The sequence below is a fragment of the Paraburkholderia sp. BL6669N2 genome (assembly GCF_003387275.1).
Lineage (GTDB): Bacteria > Pseudomonadota > Gammaproteobacteria > Burkholderiales > Burkholderiaceae > Paraburkholderia.
Genome location: NZ_QUNA01000002.1, coordinates 3,589,082 through 3,607,078, shown reverse-complemented (window position 1 = coordinate 3,607,078; position 17,997 = coordinate 3,589,082). Strand labels below are relative to the sequence as shown.

The 17,997-nt window shown below is 61.8% G+C and carries 15 protein-coding genes; 13 read left to right on the top strand and 2 right to left on the bottom strand.

Annotated features, from left to right (window positions below):
- The first annotated feature begins 181 nt into the window (after nt 1-181).
- The 5 genes from B0G80_RS38690 to dctA all read left to right on the top strand — a co-directional run bounded on the left by B0G80_RS38690 (nt 182) and on the right by dctA (nt 7,235).
- Complete coding sequence (locus tag B0G80_RS38690; RefSeq protein ID WP_258879167.1) at nt 182-1,495, top strand: MFS transporter; 1,314 nt, start codon at nt 182-184, stop codon at nt 1,493-1,495.
- Between the two features lie 317 nt (nt 1,496-1,812).
- Nucleotides 1,813-3,366 (top strand): methyl-accepting chemotaxis protein, encoded by a 1,554-nt coding sequence (locus tag B0G80_RS38685; protein ID WP_116122890.1) that lies wholly within the window; start codon nt 1,813-1,815, stop codon nt 3,364-3,366.
- A 136-nt stretch (nt 3,367-3,502) separates the two neighbouring features.
- Nucleotides 3,503-4,600 (top strand): beta-propeller fold lactonase family protein, encoded by a 1,098-nt coding sequence (locus B0G80_RS38680; RefSeq protein WP_116122889.1) that lies wholly within the window; start codon nt 3,503-3,505, stop codon nt 4,598-4,600.
- 407 nt (nt 4,601-5,007) lie between these two features.
- Nucleotides 5,008-5,937, top strand: coding sequence for a LysR family transcriptional regulator (locus B0G80_RS38675; protein WP_116122888.1), 930 nt, complete (start codon nt 5,008-5,010; stop codon nt 5,935-5,937).
- A complete protein-coding gene (gene dctA / locus B0G80_RS38670) occupies nt 5,934-7,235 on the top strand; it encodes a C4-dicarboxylate transporter DctA (RefSeq protein ID WP_116122887.1) in 1,302 nt (433 codons plus the stop codon). Before B0G80_RS38675 ends, dctA begins: the two co-directional genes overlap by 4 nt.
- Before the next feature lie 15 nt (nt 7,236-7,250).
- Here dctA and B0G80_RS38665 read toward each other — a convergent pair whose 3' ends face one another.
- Both B0G80_RS38665 and B0G80_RS38660 read right to left on the bottom strand, forming a co-directional pair.
- Complete coding sequence (locus B0G80_RS38665; RefSeq protein ID WP_116122886.1) at nt 7,251-8,030, bottom strand: substrate-binding domain-containing protein; 780 nt, start codon at nt 8,028-8,030, stop codon at nt 7,251-7,253.
- A 45-nt stretch (nt 8,031-8,075) separates the two neighbouring features.
- On the bottom strand, nt 8,076-9,374 hold the full coding sequence (locus B0G80_RS38660; protein WP_116122885.1) for an MFS transporter: 1,299 nt from the start codon (nt 9,372-9,374) through the stop codon (nt 8,076-8,078).
- 281 nt (nt 9,375-9,655) lie between these two features.
- On the opposite strand from B0G80_RS38660, the gene B0G80_RS38655 reads away from it, so the two are divergent.
- From B0G80_RS38655 to B0G80_RS38620, 8 genes are all read left to right on the top strand, one after another.
- Nucleotides 9,656-12,028 carry a bifunctional salicylyl-CoA 5-hydroxylase/oxidoreductase gene (locus B0G80_RS38655; protein WP_116122884.1) on the top strand — a complete coding sequence of 791 codons (2,373 nt, stop codon included), beginning with the start codon at nt 9,656-9,658 and terminating at the stop codon, nt 12,026-12,028.
- Nucleotides 12,025-12,798: an SDR family NAD(P)-dependent oxidoreductase gene (locus B0G80_RS38650; protein WP_116122883.1), complete on the top strand. Its 774-nt coding sequence runs from the start codon at nt 12,025-12,027 to the stop codon at nt 12,796-12,798. The genes B0G80_RS38655 and B0G80_RS38650 overlap by 4 nt, the downstream gene beginning before the upstream one ends.
- A complete protein-coding gene (locus tag B0G80_RS38645; protein WP_116122882.1) occupies nt 12,795-13,355 on the top strand; it encodes a MarR family winged helix-turn-helix transcriptional regulator in 561 nt (186 codons plus the stop codon). Before B0G80_RS38650 ends, B0G80_RS38645 begins: the two co-directional genes overlap by 4 nt.
- Nucleotides 13,356-13,382: 27 nt before the next feature.
- The gene (locus B0G80_RS38640) at nt 13,383-14,234 is read left to right on the top strand and encodes an enoyl-CoA hydratase family protein (RefSeq protein ID WP_116122881.1); all 852 of its coding nucleotides are present in this window, start codon (nt 13,383-13,385) and stop codon (nt 14,232-14,234) included.
- A 1-nt stretch (nt 14,235) separates the two neighbouring features.
- A complete protein-coding gene (locus B0G80_RS38635; RefSeq protein ID WP_116122880.1) occupies nt 14,236-15,444 on the top strand; it encodes an acyl-CoA dehydrogenase family protein in 1,209 nt (402 codons plus the stop codon).
- On the top strand, nt 15,441-15,884 hold the full coding sequence (locus B0G80_RS38630) for a thioesterase family protein (RefSeq protein ID WP_116122879.1): 444 nt from the start codon (nt 15,441-15,443) through the stop codon (nt 15,882-15,884). The genes B0G80_RS38635 and B0G80_RS38630 overlap by 4 nt, the downstream gene beginning before the upstream one ends.
- On the top strand, nt 15,881-16,276 hold the full coding sequence (locus B0G80_RS38625; protein WP_116122878.1) for a RidA family protein: 396 nt from the start codon (nt 15,881-15,883) through the stop codon (nt 16,274-16,276). Before B0G80_RS38630 ends, B0G80_RS38625 begins: the two co-directional genes overlap by 4 nt.
- A gap of 79 nt (nt 16,277-16,355) precedes the next feature.
- Entirely contained in the window at nt 16,356-17,996 is a 1,641-nt protein-coding gene (locus B0G80_RS38620) for an AMP-binding protein (protein ID WP_116122877.1), read from the top strand.
- The last annotated feature ends 1 nt before the right edge of the window (nt 17,997 follow it).

The following is a 17,997-nucleotide window of genomic DNA, read 5'->3' as shown; positions in this document are numbered from 1 at the left end:
CCGTCGGCCATGAACGGCGAGTCGACATAGCTCCGCGAATTGCCGGCAGTCGCGACCCGAAGCGTCGCCAGCAGTGAATCGGGTACAGCATCCATTAGTGAAACGTCGGCCTCTGAAGACGAGCATCTAAACGGAGAGAAAAATGTTGAGGTAGCATCACGAGCTCAACAAGGGGAAGACGGTGATTCGGGAAATCAAGGCTCGCGTAAGCTCGATCGGCGTCCCTCTTGCCAGTCTGCTTCTCAGCGATCTGATGAGGATCCTGGCAGAAATGGTTGGCTATATCACGCTCCCTTGGTGGATCGTTCACCGGGGCGGCGCGCATGATTTGGCGATCTACAGCGTAAGCATCGCCATCACCACGATTTTTGCAATGCCACTGCTTGCGCCACTCGGCGATCGCTACGCAAAGAGACAGCAGATTGCATGGGGTATGTGCGCCCTGATGGTCGTCGCCTTCATCCTGGCGACGCTCGCCTCGCTGTCCGACTACCGACTCAAGCTCATCATCTGCATAGGCGTGGTCAGCGTCATAGCGAAAGCTTTCGTTGACCCGGCCAGCTCCACCATTTCGGCTGAACTTGTTCCGGCGAATCGTTTGGCCAAAGCGCTTCGTCTTCGTAAATCGACGCAGGCAGTTGGCCGTGCCTTAGGGCCAGCATTGGCCGGTGCGGCACTGGCCTTGGGCGGTATAGCTGCAACATTTTGGATGAACGGCATACTGCTCGGCGTCGCTGCTTACGTCACTCTGCATCTTCCATCTCAATCTCAGCATCGCGAACATCATCGTGGTCTCGCCCGTTGGTGGAAAGACCTGCGCGCCGGGCTGCACGCTAAATGGATCGTCCCGTTGGAGCGTGGCTGGACACTCGTAAACTTCCTCGTCTGGATATTCCAAGGCCCCGCAGTCGGCATGCTGATCCCGCTCAAAGTCCAATCGCTCGGGCTGTCGGGTCTGTGGCTAGGTGTTTGCGAAGCGGCCTTATCCATAGGTTTACTACTCGGAAGCTTTCGTGGTTCTGATGCACTGGTCAGTCGTTTTGGCCGATTCAACGTCCGGGTGGGGGCCGCGATGTGCGAAGGACTGGCACTCGCTGCTTCCGGCTGGGCGCATTCACCTGTCGTTCTCGTATTGACGCTTACGTGTGTGGGTTTCGCCAATGCATCAATGGGCCTCGTCGGCGCGACTCACCGCTCGTTGGCTATCCCGCAGAATTTCCGCGTGCGCATTCTTGCTGCCAGCATGATGACCACGCAGATTGCGGGCATTCTTGGTCCGATGATCGCAGGTGCGGCGCTCACGCATTGGGCGGTCGGCAAGGTCTATACATGCTTCGGTCTCGCCACCTGTCTGCTCGCTTTTGGCTTTGTCTTGATACCGCGATCGCGCGAATTCTTTGCGCTCAACCACGAGCAGGTGAAAGACTGGTTTCGTCACGAATATCCCCATGCATTCGCATCATCCGTGGTGCCTGAATCGACACAGACTACGTAGATCACGGCACGGCAGCGTTCAGGAAACGCCACGCCGCTCGGGGTTGCGTGGTGCCGATTGCCGTGGGCGAGATCTCGCGATGTGTGGCGTTCGCGTGAGACAGCCGGCCACGAAGGGCGGCCTTTGCCCGCAATTGCTCAATCAACTCTACAGCGCACAAGTCATCGTACAACTAACCCCTCACCGGCGATCGAGGCCAGCGGACGACCGACCGCGCCCGGCCAAATACATCCACAGCCGTCGAAATGTCTATTTTTCTAAGGAAATCGATCGATCTGCCGTAAACAAGTCATCGTACAACGATGGACTAAAGCGGTATGCGGAACGTATCGGTTCGAAAAAGCCTCCTTGCTATCTTCGTGATCTTTGCCACGATGATTTTGTTTGGCGGGGTGCTCGGCGTCACCACGCTCAGTCGCGCGAATGCCAATCTTGCTCGCATTCATCAGATTGCGACGCAGGAAATCCTTGTCAACGACGGATACAAGGACTCCACACGCACCCGAGCCGCGCTGACGCGGGCCTATTCGGCCTTGAAGGAACGCAACGACGAGGCGACGCGAGACTCGGCATTGAAAAGCGCCGGGACGACGCTGGACCGGGCGGCCGCGGAAACGCAGTCGTTTCGTGATGCGGCCTCTTTTAGTGGTCAGGATGACGGGTTGAAACAACAGTTGGTCGAATCGTCGAACAATCTCGCGGCAATCCTGAAGAAAGCCGTCGATGCCGTGCGTGTCGGTGATACGAACGCCTATGTCGCGATCAACGATCGCGACATTACGGCGGCCGGCGCAGCGTATTCGGTGAACGTCGAGAAATTCCAGAGCATGGCGAACACGCTGTCGAACGATGCTATTGCGCAGGCCGAGCGCGAATATCAATGGGTCGTCAGTCTGGTCGTTATCGGGGTGGCCGGCGCGCTTGCGCTGATCGTCGCCACCCATTTCGCGCTGCGGCGTATCGTGACGACGCCGCTGAAGGAGGCCGCTGACCTGCTCGATCGGATCGCGGCGAACGATCTGACGGCGCTCATCCCCGAAGCGAGCGGTAACGAGATCGGTCAGCTTTTCGCGGCGATGCAACGGATGCAGCGCGGTTTATCCCGGACCGTGGCAAACGTGCGCAACAGTTGCGAGGCGATTTACGGTGGCGCGCGGGAGATCGCGGCGGGCAACCTCGATCTGTCGAGCCGCACCGAGCAGCAGTCTGCGGCGCTGGAACAAACCGCCGCGAGCATGGAACAGCTGACGTCGACCGTCAAACAGAACGCGGACAATGCGCAGCAGGCAAGCACACAGGCTTCGAGCGCCGCGGATGTCGCGCAGAGCGGCGGCGAAGTTGTCGAGCGCGCCATCCAGACGATGAATGCCATCAGCGAAAGCTCGCGCAGGATCGCCGAGATTACCGGGATGATCGACAGTATTGCGTTTCAGACCAATATCCTCGCGTTGAATGCAGCCGTTGAATCAGCACGGGCGGGCGAGCAGGGACGCGGTTTCGCCGTCGTCGCAAGCGAGGTTCGCAGTCTCGCGCTACGTAGCGCGGACGCTGCCCGTGAAATCAAGGCCTTGATCGGCGCCTCGGTCGAGGACGTGGCGAACGGGAATAACCTGGTCGCGCAGGCGGGGCAGTCGATGAAGGAAATTGTCGGCGCCGTACGCAGCGTGGCCACCATCATGAATGAGATCAAGGCGGCGACGATCGAGCAGAGCACCGGCATCGAACAGGTTGGCCAGGCGGTGACGCAAATGGACCAGGTGACCCAACAGAATGCAGCGCTCGTCGAGGAGGCCGCCGCCGCCGCGAGCGCTCTCGAGCAGCAGGCGCAGTTGCTGACGGATGCTGTCTCGGCGTTTCGTCTTGCCCGTTGACAGACGGCGCGAACGATCAACGCCCGTCGCCGATCAAGCAACCGTTTCCCAGGTAAAGCCGCATCGCTGTTCGTCGTCCGACGGTGGGCGCCGGCGGCGTTCGGCGACTTTAACCATTTGTATCCGGAGTTTGAGCATGAACGTTAAAGGTGTTCTCGGTGTAGCGGCAATCGGGTTGGCCGCTGTGGTGTCCAGCGCCTCGCAGGCCGCAACGTACGCATACGTATCGAATGCCGATAGCAAGGATATTTCTGTTTTCAGCCTCGACAAGTCGAATGGCTCGCTGACGGCCGTGGAGACCGTGGCGGTCGGCGCAACGGTGATGCCGATGGCGTTTTCGCCCGACCATCTCCGGCTTTATGCCGGGCTGCGCTCGCAGCCGTATCGCGTGGTGAGTTTTGCGGTTAATCCGCTCGATGGCCGGCTGATCGAACTCGGCAGAGCGCCGCTCGCGGAAAGTATGGCCTATGTCTCGACGGATGCGAACGGCCGCTACCTGTTTTCCGCGTCATACGGCGGCAACCTTCTGGCGGTGAACCGGATCGGTGCGGATGGGGTGGTCGGCGAAGTGCAGCAGATCGTCAAGACGGGCCCAATGGCTCACGCGATTCGCAACGCGCCTGACAATCGCTACGTGTTCGCGTCGGTGCTCGGCTCGGATGCCTGGCTGCGTCTCAAGTTCGACGCGTCGAACGGCCAGTTGACTGAGGACGCCGCGCCCGCGTATTCGTTGCCAGCGAAATCGGGACCGCGCCATTTCATCTTTTCGCCGGACCATCGGTTCGCGTATCTGATCGATGAGCTTGACGGCAAACTGCATGTGCTCGCCTTCGATGGCACGCGCGACACGGTCAAGCCGATTCAGACGATCTCCATCCTGCCGCCGGATTTCTCGGGTGACAAACCGTGGGGAGCCGATCTCCACCTGACTCCCGACGGGCGTTTTCTGTATGCGTCGGAGCGCACGTCCAGCACGCTCGCCGCGTATAAGGTCAGCATGCGCTCGGGGAAGCTGACGCGTATCGGCACGTACCAGACTGAAAAGCAGCCCCGTGGGTTCAATATCGATCCGTCTGGCGCGTACCTGCTGGCGGTCGGTCAGTTGTCGGCGAATCTAAGCGCTTATCGTATTGACCGGAAGTCCGGTGCGCTGAGCGCGATTGGACAGTATCCGGTGGGTAACGGGGCGAACTGGGTTGAAATCGTCGAGTTTAATGGTACGAGCACCGATTGACGGTTGGTGAGAGGTCGCCGCGCAGTCCCCCGGGGTTTGACGGCGGCGCGAACCGGGGGCGGCCTGGACCTAGACCCGGGTTCGACCAGACGCCTCGTATTGCGAATAGCGGACCGGTGCCGCGTTATTAATCGACCATTTGCGGCGTGCAGATATAAGCCTGGGAGGGCACGGCCGCCATTCATGTTCGGATGACTCCAACGACCTCAGCCAGTCGTCGTGCAGCTCAGTTCGTCGGCCACGAAGAGACGCCCACCTCTCGGCCACGAATAACCACCGACACGACGATCCCCCCCCGATCCCCACTCCGCCAACCCCTCGCGGCCTAACCACCGAATGTAGCCCTTGATGGGCGCTTTCACCCGCATCATGCAAAATAGCCACATCGACAATGCGGAGGATGTCTTGTGGGTGTCAACTTCGACCTGAACGATCTGCAGGCGTTTCGAGCCGTCGTGGAGTTGGGTAGCTTTCGCAAAGCAGCGGAGGCGGTCAATATTTCTCAGCCGGCGCTGAGCCGGCGCATCGAAAAACTCGAAGCGGCGCTCGGCGTGCGGCTCTTCGAGCGGACCACCCGCAGCGTGACGCTCACCACCATAGGTCGGGTGTTCGCCCCAAGCGCGGAACAACTTCTCGACGATCTCGACGTCGCATTGCTCGGCATTCGCGACGTCTCCAGCAGTCGCCTCGGTCATGTGACCATCGCATGCGTGCCGTCGGTTGCCTACTATTTCCTGCCGAGCGTCGTTGCCGCCTATCACAGCCGCTATCCGCGGATCCGGGTCAAGTTGCTGGACTCGAGCGCCAACGAAGTGCTCGGCTCGGTTATCAGCGGCGAAGCCGATTTCGGCGTCAGCTTCATGGGCAGCCAGGAAACCGAGGTCGAGTTCAAGGTCCTGCTGCAGGAACGGTTCGTCGCCGCGTGCCGTCGCGATCATCCCCTTGCCCGGAAAAAGCGGGTGACCTGGAGCGAGCTTTATGAACACGAATATGTCTCCGTGGACAAGACTTCCGGCAACCGCCTGCTGCTCGATCAGGCGTTGACCAACGTGGCGCCGGCAGTGCCGAGCGTCTGCGAGACGCGCCATGTCACCACCATGCTCGGCCTGATCGAAGCGGGACTCGGTGTGGCAGCGGTGCCTTCAATGGCAATGCCCATGCGCGGCCATCCGATTTTGACCAGCGTGCCGCTCGTCGATCCGGTCGTGACGAGGCGAGTCGGCATTGTCAGACGCCGGGGGCGTCCGCTCGCGCCGGCCGCGCAGCAGTTCTATCAGATGATTCTCGACACGAAACGCAGCGGCGCGGCCCGCGCGGCGAAGAAGACCTCGACATGACACTGCCAGGGCCGTTCCGCCTGCTTTACGTCCAGGTCCTCGCTGGAATGGCGCTCGGCATGACCGTCGGCCACTTCTGGCCACAGGCCGGCGCGTCGCTCAAACCACTCAGCGATGCTTTCGTCGCGCTGGTTCGGATGATGATCGCGCCAATCGTCTTCTGCACGATCGTCATCGGCATTACGTCGCTTGCGAGCGGTTCGAAAATCGGCCGGATCATCCTGAAAGCGCTCGCGCTGTTCTACGCGCTTACCATCGTTGCGCTCGGTCTGGGCCTCGCGACCGCGTTCGCGCTGCATCCGGGTGCGGGTTTGCACATCGACGCGCATCATCTGGACACGGCATTCCTGGCGCAGTACTCGACGCGCACGCATTCGCACGGGCTTGTCGAGTTCGCACTGCATCTGATTCCGGAGACGCTCGTCGGCGCCTTCGAGAAAGGCGAGGTTCTGCCGGTCTTGCTGCTTGCCCTTCTGTTCGGCTTCGCATTGAACGCCGGCGGAAGCCTCGGACGGCGAGTGCAGGAATTCATCGATAGCGTCGCGCACGTGCTGTTCCGCATCCTTGCGCTGATCATGCGGCTTGCCCCCATCGGAGCATTCGGCGCGATGGCGTTCACGGTGGGCCGTTTCGGCATCCATTCGATCGGCTCGCTCGGCATGCTGATGTTGTCGTTCTATGCGGCGTGCCTGCTGTTCGTGGTCTGCGTGCTCGGTCCCCTCGCACGCCTGCATCGCTTCTCCCTTTGGCGTTTGCTGCGTTACATTCGCGAGGAACTCGTCATCGTGCTCGCGACGTCGTCGACCGAACCGGTGCTGCCCCGCCTCATCGTCAAGCTCGAAGCGCTTGGCTGCGACAAGGGCATTGTGGGTCTCGTGCTGCCTGCCGGCTATTCCTTCAATCTCGACGGCACGGCGATCTACCTGACGCTCGCCTCGATGTTCATCGCGCAAGCGTGCGATGTACACCTGTCGGGCGGCCAGATCGCGACCATGCTCCTGGTCATGCTGATCACGTCGAAGGGCGCGGCGGGCGTGTCGGGCAGCGGACTGGTTGCGCTCGTCGCGACGCTCGCTGTCATTCCCGATCTGCCGGTGGCAGGCGTCGCGCTATTGGTCGGCATCGATCGCTTCATGTCCGAGGCGCGGGCGCTGACGAGCGTGATCAGCAATGCCTGCGCGGTGATCTTCATCTCGATGTGGGAGCGCGCCTGCGACCGAACACGTCTACAGAACGCATTGAGTCTGGCGCACGAGCCCGAAGAAGCGTTCGATCAGCCCGCCGACCTGCCGGGCTGAATCGTTGCCGTCGTCTCAGTGCGCGGCGACGGAATCGAGCCCGGTCGATGTCACCACCGGCTGCACGGCGGGCGACGCGAGATAGTCGAGCAGCGCTTTCGCTTCCTTCGGATGCTGCGCGCCGACCGGGATGCCGGCCGCATAGCGCGTGACGGACTGCATCGACTCCGGAATCTTGCCGACGTAAGCCGCGCCTTTCACCGGGAGCAACTCGCTCACCTGCTGAAATCCCACGTCGTAGTTGCCGGTTGCAACCACCGACGCCACTGGAATCTTCGGGATCATCTTCGCCTTGCTCTTCACCTGTTCCTCGATGCCGAGCCGCTTGAACAACTCGCGCTCGATATAGACACCGCTCGCGCTATCCGAGTAAGCGATCGACCGGGTATGCAGCAAGGTTTCCTTGAGCGCCGCCTCCGACCCGATGTCGGGTTTCGGCGCGCCATCGCGCACGACCATCCCGATGCGAGAATCCGCGAGCTCGACGCGTGAATCGGGGATCACCTTGCCCTGCTTGATGAGGTCGTCGAGTGCATAGCCGACCATGATCACCACGTCGGCGGGCTCGCCGCGCTGAAGCCGGTTCGGAATGGCCTCCGGCGACTTGCCCATCGACGGTCCGAGCGCGGTATCAAGCGTGTTGCCCGTGGACGCCGCGAACTTCGGGCCGAGCAGCTTGTAGGCGGCGGTGAAGCCCCCGGAGCTAATCACATGCAGCTCGGCGGCCTGCACGTTCGCTGCGGCGGCGCCGCCGAGGAGCGCTGTGGCGCAGAGTTTCAGAAGGATGGATTTCATGGTTGAATGAACGTCAGGATGAAGTTCGAGGAGCGAAGCGATGCTTCAGGAAGCCGCATGCAGCGGAGCACGACGGCGCCGATACAGTGCGAGCGTGGCACCGAGCCCGCATACCGCGGCAAAACTCATCCAGTAGCCCGGCGCGGCTTTATCGCCGGTCATGTGAATGAGCGCGGTCGAGATAACGGGCGTGAAACCGCCGAAGACCGCCGTCGCGAGGCTGTAGGCCAAAGAGAATCCGGCAACACGCACTTCGACCGGCATCACTTCGGTGAGCGCGACGACCATCGCGCCGTTATACATGCCGTACATGAACGAGAGCCAGAGCAGCACAAGCAGCATGTTGACGAAGCTCGGCGCATGAGCCAGCAGCGATAGCGCGGGGTAGGCGGTTGCAATCGCCAGGCTCGTCATTCCGAGAAGGAGCGGACGGCGTCCGATCCGGTCCGACAGCGCGCCGCCGATCGGCAGCCAGATGAAGTTCGAGATGCCCACGCACAGCGTGACGAGCAGACTATCGGCGGTGCTCAGATGCAGGACGGTCTTGCCAAAGGTCGGCGCGTACACCGTGATCAGATAAAAGCTCGTCGTGGTCATGGCGACCAGCAGCACGCCCGCGATCACGACATTCCAGTTCTGCACGAGCGTCGTAAAGACTGCTTTCATGGTCGGGCGATGCTGGCGCTGTTTGAATTCTTGCGTTTCCTCAAGATTGCGCCGCAAGATGAAGATAAAAGGCACGATCATGCAGCCGACGAAGAACGGCACACGCCATCCCCACGCGGCGATCGCCGCCGTGTCCAGCCAATGATTGAGCGCGAAGCCGAGCGCGGCAGCGACGACGATCGCCACTTGCTGGCTCGCCGACTGCCAACTCGTGAAGAAACCCTTGTGGCCCGGCGTCGCCATCTCTGCAAGATAGACCGATACCCCGCCCAGTTCCGCACCCGCGGAGAAGCCCTGCAGCAGACGGCCAATGAGCACCAGGGCCGGTGCGAACAGTCCGATCGTCGCGTAGCCGGGCACGAACGCGATCAGGATGGTGCCGCTCGCCATGATCGACAGCGTGACAATCAGGCCCTTGCGGCGGCCGACATCGTCGATATACGCGCCGAGGATGATCGCGCCGAGCGGCCGCATCAGGAAGCCTGCGCCGAACACTGCGAACGTCATCATCAGTGAGGCGAACTCGCTCCCCGCCGGGAAAAAGACCGCGGCGATCTGCGTGGCATAGAAGCCGAACAGGAAGAAATCGAACTGCTCCAGGAAGTTGCCTGCCGTCACGCGCAGCACGGCGGAAGCCTTCGATTGCCCGGAGGCCAGCGGGGGCGAGGAGGGATGCATCGAGGTGTCTCCAGAGATTTTTAACTTGCGGTGTTCGGGCGCTTTGTTGTTTGGCGAATATTCGCCCGAACCAAGAGAAACGATAAGTGCTATTTTTGGAATGATTAATGTCCGTTGGTTATCAGTGTCGGCGAATCGCTCGAGCTACGAAGCGGCGGTGGGGATGCGGGCGTTCGGCTCACCGCGGCGCTCCGCCACCTCCCCACCCATATTTAGTTGACATCTAAACTATCTAAGCCTAAATTACCCCCGTCAGCAGCGTTCACACATGGGGAACAAGCATGCGCATCGTTTGCATTGGTGGCGGCCCAGCCGGCCTGTACTTCGGCCTTTTGATGAAAAGCCGGAACCCGGCCTACGATGTCATGGTCGTCGAGCGCAACCGTCCGTACGACACCTTCGGCTGGGGCGTCGTATTCTCCGACCAGACGCTCGGCAATCTGCGCGCCGCCGACGCCCCCAGTGCCGATGCCATCCTCGACGCCTTCAATCACTGGGACGACATTGAGATCCATTTCCGCGGCCGGCAAATCCGTTCGTCGGGTCACGGCTTCTGCGGGATCGGCCGCAAACGTCTGCTGAATATCTTGCAGGCACGCTGCGAAGAACTGGGCGTCAGGCTGGTTTTCGAAACCCAAGTCACGGACGACAGCGTCTACGAAGCCGATCTGATCATTGCCTGCGACGGTGCGAACAGCGCAGTCCGTCAAAAGTACGCGGCCACCTATCGGCCCGCCATCGACATGCGCGACTGCCGCTTCGTCTGGCTCGGCACCAGAAAACTCTTTGACGCCTTCACGTTCGCCTTCGAAGAAACCGAATTCGGCTGGTTCCAGGCGCACGCTTATCGCTTCGACGATCAGACCTCCACGTTTATCGTCGAAACGCCGGAGCGCGTGTGGCGCGCCGCCGGCCTCGACGAAATGAGCAAAGAGGACAGCATCGCCTTCTGCGAAAAGCTGTTCGCGAAGTATCTGGACGGCAACCCTTTGCTATCGAACGCGGCGCATTTGCGCGGCTCGTCGCAATGGATTCGCTTCCCGCGCGTCGTCAACGACGAATGGGTTCACTGGCGCAATAACGCCGACGGCACGCAAACGCCAGTCGTCCTCATGGGCGACGCCGCGCATACCGCGCACTTCTCGATCGGCTCAGGCACCAAGCTCGCGCTTGAAGATTCGATCGAACTCGCCAACAGCATGGGCGCGCATCCGGGTGATCTGGCCGCCGCGCTGAAGCATTACACCGAGGTGCGCAGCATCGACGTATTGCGTATTCAAAACGCGGCGCGTAATTCGACGGAATGGTTCGAGCATGTGGACCGCTATACGTCGTTCGAGCCGGAACAGTTCGCGTATTCCCTGCTCACGCGCTCGCAGCGCATCTCGCACGAAAATCTGCGTGAACGCGATGCACAGTATCTATCGAGCTTCGAAGACTGGCTCGCCCGGCGCTCCGGCGTGAATCGCTCGCCCGAGAAGCACTCCGTCCCGCCCATGTTCACGCCCTTCACGTTGCGCGGCGTGACGCTAAAAAACCGCGTAGTCGTATCGCCGATGGCGCAATACTCCGCCGTCGACGGCATTGCGGGCGACTATCACCTGATGCATCTCGGCGCTCGCGCGATGGGCGGCGCTGGGCTGGTCATGACGGAAATGACCTGCGTCTCGCCCGAAGCGCGCATCACGCCCGCGTGTCCCGGCATGTACGCGCCGGAGCATCTCACCGCGTGGAAGCGCATCGTCGACCTGGTGCATCGTCAGTCGGATGCGAAGATCGGAATCCAGCTCGGCCATTCGGGTGCGAAAGGCTCGACACGTGTCTCGTGGGAAGGCATCGATCAACCACTCACGGAAGGCAACTGGCCGCTCATCTCGGCGTCGCCGCAACAGTATTTGCGCGGCGTCAGCCAGCATTCGCGCGAAGCCACACAAGACGAGCTGCGCGAAATCGAAGCGCAGTTCGTCCGCGCCACGCAAATGTCGGCCGAAGCAGGGTTCGACTGGCTCGAATTGCATTGCGCGCACGGCTATTTCCTGTCGAGCTTTCTGTCGCCGCTCACCAATCATCGCACTGACGACTACGGCGGCTCGCTTGAAAAGCGTCTGCGCTATCCGTTGCAGGTCTTCAAGGCGATCCGCGCGGTCTGGCCGCAAGACAAGCCGATTTCCGTGCGCATCTCCGCGAACGATTGGGTCGAAGGCGGCACGACACCCGACGACGCAGTCAAGATCGCTGAAGCTTTCAAGACGGCCGGCGCCGACATGATCGACGTCTCGTCGGGCCAGGTCAGCAAGGAAGAAAAGCCCGTTTTCGGCCGCATGTTCCAAACGCCGTTCGCCGACCGCGTGCGCAACGAAGCGGGTATCGCGACGATCGCGGTCGGCGCGATCTCCGAAGCGGACCACGTGAATAGCATCATCGCGGCAGGCCGCGCGGATCTGTGCGCGATTGCGCGCCCGCATCTGGCGAATCCTTCGTGGACGTTGAACGAAGCGGCCAAGATCGGCTATTTCGACGTGATGTGGCCGAAGCCCTACACCGCGGCGAAGTCTCAACTCGAACGCAATCTCGAACGCGAGCGCGCTCAAGCCGCCGCGAACGCGGGGCTGTCGCCGCAAGAACGCGCGCAACGCGCCGAAGGAACCGTGTGAACACACTCAATTCCACACTCGCGGGACAGCACGCGGTCGTGACGGGCGGCGGCAGCGGCATCGGCGCCGCCGTCGCGGAAGCGCTGCTACGCGCCGGAGCACGCGTCACGTTGATGGGCCGCAATGCGGAACGTCTCGAGGTGCAGCGCGAGAAATGCCGAACGCTGGGCGACGTCGCTTGCATTAGCGTCGACGTCACTCAGGAAGACTCCGTCGCAAGCGCTTTTGGTGAAGCCGGCGAAGTCGACATCCTCATCAACAACGCGGGCCAGGCGCAAGCCGCGCCGTTCACACACACCGACACGGCGCTCTGGCAGCGCATGCTCGACGTGAACCTCACCGGCGTCTTCCTCGGCACGCGCGCTGTGTTGCCAGGCATGCTCGAACGCGGGCATGGACGCATCATCAATGTCGCCAGCACGGCGGGACAAATCGGCTACGCGTACGTCGCCGCCTATTGCGCCGCGAAACATGGCGTGATCGGCCTCACGCGCTCACTCGCGTTGGAAGTCGCGACGAAAGGCGTCACCGTCAACGCCGTGTGCCCCGGTTACACGGAAACGGAACTGCTGCACGCATCGCTTGAACAGATCACCAGCAAGACCTCGCGAACCGAACAGCAGGCGCGCGAAACCTTGCTTCGCTCGAATCCACAACATCGCTTCGTGAGTCCAGAACAGGTTGCTAACGCCGTCCTCTGGCTCTGCCAACCGGGCTCGGACGCCGTCACGGGGCAATCCATTTCCATCTCCGGTGGAGAAGTGATGTGACCAAGTCATCCAACATCAAAAAGCCCGCGGCGGCGGCTGAAACAAAACCGCCGCGCAAAGGCGTCCCGAAACCCGCGGAGAACGTCGTGGACCTCGAAATGAGCACGGGCGCGGATAGCCACATGGGCCTGCGCCTGTGGCTGCGCATGCTGACCACGACCAACCTCGTGCAAGCGGAATTGCGCAAGCGTCTGCGCAACGAATTCGACACCACGTTGCCGCGTTTCGATCTGATGGCCCAATTGGAACGACATCCCGAGGGCCTGAAGATGACCGAGTTGTCGCGTCGTTTGATGGTGACGGGCGGCAACATCACCGGCATTACGGATCAGCTCGAAAAAGAAGGCCTGGTGTCGCGCGACAACGATCCGAACGACCGGCGCTCGATCAGCGTGTGCCTGACGCCCGCCGGACGCAAAGCGTTCGACAAGATGGCGATCGCACACGAGCAATGGGTGGTCGAACTGTTCGGCGGTCTGAGCCTCGATGAAAAATCGCGCACTCATCAGCGCCTGGGCAAACTCAAGCAACATCTGCTCGACAGTCTGAAAGACTGATCGGCATCGAACCGCGGAGAGAGACTCATGACACGATCCAACGCCGACGCCCTGCTGGCCGGCAATCGCCTCACGCTAGCCGGCTACGAAGCGCGGCACTTCGGCTGGCAGGTCGCCGGCAAGGTCGCGACGATCACGCTGAATCGCCCCGAACGCAAGAACCCGCTGACTTTCGAGTCGTACGCGGAGTTGCGCGATCTGTTCCGGCAATTGACGTATGCGACGGACGTCAAAGCTGTCGTAATTCACGGCGCGGGCGACAACTTCTGCTCCGGCGGCGACGTGCACGACATCATCGCGCCGCTGATCGATCTGCCGATGTCTGAACTGCTGCTCTTCACGCGCATGACCGGCGATCTGGTGAAAGCCATGCGCCATTGCCCGCAGCCGGTAATCGCCGCGGTCGACGGCGTCTGCGCCGGCGCCGGCGCGATTCTCGCCATGTCGTCCGACATGCGGCTCGGCACCGCGCGCAGCAAGCTCGCTTTCCTGTTCTCGCGCGTCGGTCTCGCCGGTTGCGATATGGGCGCCTGCGCGATTCTGCCGCGCATCATCGGCCAGGGACGCGCCGCCGAACTGCTCTCCACGGGGCGCTCGGCAAGCGGCGAAGAAGGCCACGCGTGGGGCTTCTACAACCGGCTGTGCGAACCCGCCGCGCTGCTCGAAGAAGCGCACAAGCTCGCCGCCGATCTCGTCGCCGGCCCGACTTTCGCGCACGGCATCACCAAGAAGATGCTGCATCAGGAATGGAGCATGAGTATCGACGAAGCGATCGAATCGGAAGCGCAAGCCCAGGCCATCTGCATGAGCACTCGTGATTTCGAGCGCGCTTACAGCGCGTTTGCCGCGAAGTCGCGTCCGGTGTTCGAAGGAGATTGAGTTGAGCGCTAACACCGAACTGGATCTGCATAGCGCGCTAGCGTGGCCGTTCTTCGAGCCGCGTCATCGCGAGCTGGCTGCAGGTATCGAAGCATGGTGCCGCGAGAATCTGAAGCACGAAGACCACAAGGATGTCGATGCAACCTGTCGTCACCTGGTGCGTGAACTCGGCGCGGCGGGCTGGCTGAAATATGGCGTGGGCGGTGTCGCATACGGCGGCCACGGTGACACGATCGACACGCGCGCCGTTTGCCTGCTGCGCGAAACGCTGGCCAAACACTCGGGACTCGCGGACTTCGCTTTGGCCATGCAAGGACTCGGTTCGGGCGCGATCTCGCTCGGCGGCACACACGAACAAAAGACCCGCTATCTGCCTCGCGTCGCCAATGGCACGGCGCTCGCAGCGTTCGCGCTGTCCGAACCCGAAGCCGGCTCCGATGTCGCCGCCATGGCGCTCTCCGCTCGCGAAGACGGCGACGCCTACGTGCTCGACGGCGACAAGACGTGGATCTCCAACGGCGGCATCGCCGATTTCTACGTGGTGTTCGCGAGAACCGGTGAAGCGCCGGGCGCGCGCGGCATCAGCGCATTCATTGTCGATGCGGATACGCCGGGACTCGAGATCGCGGAACGCATCGACGTGATCGCGCCACATCCGCTCGCACGTTTGCACTTTGCCGGCGCGCGCGTGCCGCGCAGCCACATGCTCGGCGCGCCCGGCGAAGGTTTCAAGCTCGCCATGCGCACGCTGGATATTTTCCGCACGTCCGTGGCGGCCGCATCGCTCGGCTTCGCGCGTCATGCGATGGCCGAAGGTATCTCGCGCGCCGCGTCGCGCAAGATGTTCGGCCAGACGCTCGGCGATTTTCAACTGACGCAAGCCAAACTCGCGCAAATGGCGTTGACCATCGACAGCAGCGCGTTGCTGGTCTACCGCGCCGCGTGGCTGCGCGATCAAGGGGAAAGCGTCACGCGCGAAGCCGCGATGGCAAAGTGGCACGCAAGCGAAGGCGCGCAACAGGTGATCGACGCTGCCGTGCAACTCTACGGCGGCATGGGCGTGCAAAGCGGCACGGCCGTCGAGATGCTGTATCGCGAGATTCGCGCGCTGCGCATTTACGAAGGCGCGACCGAAGTGCAGCAACTGATTATCGGACGCGATCTGTTGAAAGCGCACGCTGCTGCGACTGCCGGAGACAACGCCAAATGAGCGCGTCTTTCGAACGGCCCGTGCGCATCCGTTTCTCACACTGCGATCCGGCGGGCATCGTGTTCTTCCCGCAATATCTGGTGATGACCAACGCGCTGGTCGAAGACTGGTTCAACGAAGGCCTGCATATCGACTACGCGCACATGATCTCGCAACGCCGCCTCGGTTTGCCGATCGTCAAACTCGATTGCGAGTTTTCACGGCCGAGCCAGATGGGCGAAACCATCAGGCTGACCCTCAACGTTACAGCGATCGGGCGGCGTTCGATCAGCGTCGATATTGTCGGCCATTGCAACGGCGAAACGCGTTTCCGCGCGAAACAGGTGCTCGTCACGACGTCGCTCGAGCGCGGCGCATCCATCGACATTCCCGCCGACATCGCGAGCGCCCTCGCGACGTTCGCCCCACAGCCCGACTCCACTGAGGCGCATCGCTCATGAAAAAAGCTCTTCTCCCCGCCGGCTGGGTAAAGCCCCGTGGTTACGCTAACGGCGTCGCGGCAACCGGCACGCAGGTGTTCATTGCCGGTCAGATCGGCTGGGACGAACAGGCGCGTTTCCAGACTACCGACTTCGCCGCGCAAGCCATCCAGGCGCTCAAGAATGTGCTTGCCGTGTTGCATGAAGCGGGCGGCAAGCCTGAGCATCTGGTGCGATTGACATGGTACGTCACCGACAAACGTGAATATCTCGCGTCGTTGAAAGACATCGGCCGTGCGTTTCGCGAGTTGATCGGCGACTACGACATTGCAATGAGCGCGGTTCAAGTGGTCGCGCTTATCGAAGATGAAGCGAAAGTCGAGATCGAAGGCACCGCCGTGGTCCCTCAGTAACCGGGCAACAGAGCACACGAAAAGAAACCACCAAGCCAACCGAAGCGCATTTAGCCGGCTCAACGCCCGGGAGACCATGATGGAACCGTCAGCACACGTCGATACCTTCGCGCGCGACAATCTTCCGCCGCAGGATCAATGGCCCGTCTTTCTGCTCGACAACCCGGACGTTGCGTACCCGGCGCGCTTGAACTGCGCCACGGAGTTGCTCGACAGAACCATCGATGCAGGTCACCGCGATGATCCGGCAATCTGGTCCGATGTCGACGGGACACCGCGCGCCACCACTTACGGCGAACTGCTGGCACTCGTGAATCGCAGCGCGCACGTGCTGGTCGACGAAATGGGACTGCAGCCCGGCAACCGCGTTTTACTGCGCGGCCCGAACACGCTGCATATGGCCGTGACCGCACTCGCCGCGCTGAAGGTCGGGCTCGTCGTGGTGCCGACCATGCCGCTTCTGCGCGCCAAGGAGTTGAAGCAGATCATCGAGAAAGCGCACGTCGGCGCGGCGTTGTGCGACGCGCGCCTGACCGCCGAACTCGCGCGTTGCAGCGATCCAGAAGACGAGTTTTACTGCGCGGGCTTGAAGCAAACCCGCCTCTTCCACGACGACGCCCCTGATTCCCTCGACACGCTCGCGATCAACAAGCCCGACCACTTCACCGCGTGCGACACCGCCGCAGACGACGTCTGCCTGATCGCCTTCACCAGCGGCACGACCGGCGCGCCGAAAGGCTGCATGCACTTTCATCGCGATGTCGTGGCCATGTGCGATCTGTTTCCGCGCCACGTGCTCAAGCCCACGTCGAACGATATCTTTTGTGGCACGCCGCCACTCGCGTTTACGTTCGGACTTGGCGGCTTGCTGTGTTTTCCGTTGCGAGTGGGCGCGTCCACAGTGCTGATCGAGAAGCTCACGCCCGAGACTTTGCTGCAGACCGTCGAACGTTTTCATGCGACCGTCATGTTCACTGCGCCGACGTTCTATCGGCAGATGGCGCCGCTGGTTGCGCGCCACGATGTCTCCTCGTTGAAGAAAACCGTGTCGGCGGGTGAGGCGTTGCCGGATTCGACGCGGCGCTTATGGCGCGACGCGACCGGCATCGACATGATCGACGGTATTGGCGGCACCGAGTTGATCCACATTTTCATTTCGGCTCAGGGCGACGAGATTCGCCCGAACGCCATCGGCCGCGCGGTGCCGGGTTACGCCGTGCAAGCGGTGGACGACGACATGCAACCGGTCGCGCCGGGCACGATCGGCAAACTGGCGGTGCGCGGCCCGACCGGTTGCCGCTATCTCGCCGACGAGCGGCAAAAGAAGTTCGTGCGCGACGGCTGGAACTTGCCGGGTGATTCCGTCTATCTCGACGAAGACGGTTACGTGTTCTACCAGGCGCGCGCCGACGATATGATCGTCTCCGCCGGCTACAACATCTCCGGGCCCGAAGTGGAAAGTGTCCTGCTGCAACACGACGCGGTATCCGAATGCGGCGTGATCGGCGTGCCGGACGAAACCCGCGGGCAGATCGTCAAGGCATTCGTCGTAGTCAATCCCGGTTACGAGCGCGACGACAAACTGGTCGCGCAACTGCAGGATTTCGTGAAAAATAGCGTGGCGCCGTATAAGTATCCACGCGTTATTGTTTTTGTCGATTCATTGCCGCGCACCGAAACCGGCAAACTCAAACGTTTCGAGTTGCGTACCATGGCATAGC

Bases quoted from the DNA above. Each gene is read 5' to 3' on its own strand.
- B0G80_RS38685 (WP_116122890.1), top strand. From the start codon at position 1,813: ATGCGGAACGTATCGGTTCGAAAAAGCCTCCTTGCTATCTTCGTGATC.
- B0G80_RS38680 (WP_116122889.1), top strand. From the start codon at position 3,503: ATGAACGTTAAAGGTGTTCTCGGTGTAGCGGCAATCGGGTTGGCCGCT.
- dctA (WP_116122887.1), top strand. From the start codon at position 5,934: ATGACACTGCCAGGGCCGTTCCGCCTGCTTTACGTCCAGGTCCTCGCT.
- B0G80_RS38665 (WP_116122886.1), bottom strand. From the start codon at position 8,030: ATGAAATCCATCCTTCTGAAACTCTGCGCCACAGCGCTCCTCGGCGGC.
- B0G80_RS38660 (WP_116122885.1), bottom strand. From the start codon at position 9,374: ATGCATCCCTCCTCGCCCCCGCTGGCCTCCGGGCAATCGAAGGCTTCC.
- B0G80_RS38655 (WP_116122884.1), top strand. From the start codon at position 9,656: ATGCGCATCGTTTGCATTGGTGGCGGCCCAGCCGGCCTGTACTTCGGC.
- B0G80_RS38640 (WP_116122881.1), top strand. From the start codon at position 13,383: ATGACACGATCCAACGCCGACGCCCTGCTGGCCGGCAATCGCCTCACG.
- B0G80_RS38630 (WP_116122879.1), top strand. From the start codon at position 15,441: ATGAGCGCGTCTTTCGAACGGCCCGTGCGCATCCGTTTCTCACACTGC.
- B0G80_RS38625 (WP_116122878.1), top strand. From the start codon at position 15,881: ATGAAAAAAGCTCTTCTCCCCGCCGGCTGGGTAAAGCCCCGTGGTTAC.
- B0G80_RS38620 (WP_116122877.1), top strand. From the start codon at position 16,356: ATGGAACCGTCAGCACACGTCGATACCTTCGCGCGCGACAATCTTCCG.